Here is a 1531-nt window from a genome sequence, read left to right on the forward strand (position 1 = left end):
ACTCCCCCGGCTCGCTGCAGGAGTTCTGGAACGTTCCGGCGGAGACCCTCGTCGCCCTCCCCGACGGACTCCCGCTCACCCACGCCGCACTCGTCGAGCCGACCGCCGTCGCCGTGCATGACGTGCGACGGTCGGGTCTGCGGCACGGCGACAAGGCCGTCGTGATCGGCGGCGGGCCGATCGGAACGCTCATCGCGACGGTGGCGCGCCGGTTCGGCGGTGAGGTCGTGCTGGTCGAGCTCGATGAGCGTCGTCGCGCGCAGGCCGCCTCGCTCGGATTCACGACCCTCGATCCGACGAGCGTGGACCAGGTCGCGTGGATCGAGGAATGGACGGGCGGCGCCGGCGCCGATGTCGTCTTCGAGGTCTCGGGCTCGGCGGCTGCCGTGCGCGGGGCGACGGCGCTCGCGAAGGTTCGGGGAACTCTCGTCGTCGTCGCGATCCACGGCGTGCCGCGTGAGATCGACCTGCAGCGGGTGTTCTGGCGGGAGCTGACCATCGTCGGCGCCCGCGTGTACGAACGCGCCGACTTCGAGACGGCGGTCGAACTCCTCGCCGAGGGCCACATCCCCGCCGATGCGCTCATCACGCGCATCGTGCCGCTGAGCGAGACCGCCGCCGCCATCGCCGACCTCGAGCAGGGGCTCGCGATGAAGGTGCTCGTCGACGTGGCGGATGCCTCGTGAGCTCGCCGTTCGATCTCACCGGACGTACCGCGGTCGTCACGGGGGCGCGGCGCGGGATCGGCTTCGCGATGGCCCGCGCCTTGGCGACCGCCGGCGCGGACATCATCGCGGTGAGCTCGCAGATCGAGGAATCGGGCAGTGCCGTCGAATCGGTCGTGCGCGGCCTCGGGCGCCGGTTCCGCGCCCTGGCGTGCGACCTGTCCGATCGTGACGCCGTCGACCGCCTGGTCGGCGCACTCGACGAAGAGCGTGTCGACGTGCTGGTCAACAACGCCGGCACCATCCTCCGGGCGCCGGCGGCGGAGCATCCGATCGAGTGGTGGGACGAGGTGCTCGACGTCGACCTGCGCAGCCAGTTCGTGCTCGCCCAGGCGGCCGGCCGGGCCATGATCGAGCGCGGCACCGGGAAGATCATCTTCACGGCGTCGCTGCTGAGCTTCCAGGGCGGCATCAACGTACCCGGCTACGCCGCGGCGAAGTCGGGGATTGCGGGGCTGACGCGGGCGCTCGCGAACGAATGGGCGCCTCGGGGTGTCAACGTGAACGCGATCGCGCCGGGCTACATCGCCACCGACAACACCGCCGCGCTGCGCGCCGACGAGGAGCGGTCGGAGAGCATCCTCGCCCGCATCCCCGCGGGACGCTGGGGCACGGCCGAGGATCTCGGCGGCGCCACGGTGTTCCTCGCCTCGGCGGCGTCGGACTACGTGTCGGGCGTCGTGCTCCCCGTCGACGGCGGATGGCTCGGACGATGACGGGCATCCCCGGCACCATCCTTCCCGTGGTCACCGTCTCGGCGGAGGAGGATGCCGTGGAACTCGCTCGCGCCCTCGCCGCGGGCGGAG

The 1531-nt window shown here is 72.0% G+C and carries 2 protein-coding genes; both read left to right on the top strand.

Annotation, left to right across the window (positions count from 1 at the left end; all coding sequences use genetic code 11):
* Positions 1–686, top strand: a 686-nt coding sequence (locus tag ASG00_RS06175) for a zinc-dependent alcohol dehydrogenase (RefSeq protein WP_235559312.1), incomplete at its 5' end; no start/stop codon positions are given.
* Positions 683–1441: an SDR family oxidoreductase gene (locus tag ASG00_RS06180; RefSeq protein ID WP_056207600.1), complete on the top strand. Its 759-nt coding sequence runs from the start codon at positions 683–685 to the stop codon at positions 1439–1441. The genes ASG00_RS06175 and ASG00_RS06180, both read left to right, overlap by 4 nt.
* The last annotated feature ends 90 nt before the right edge of the window (positions 1442–1531 follow it).

This window comes from Microbacterium sp. Leaf351 (assembly GCF_001423825.1).
Taxonomy (GTDB): domain Bacteria; phylum Actinomycetota; class Actinomycetes; order Actinomycetales; family Microbacteriaceae; genus Microbacterium; species Microbacterium ginsengisoli.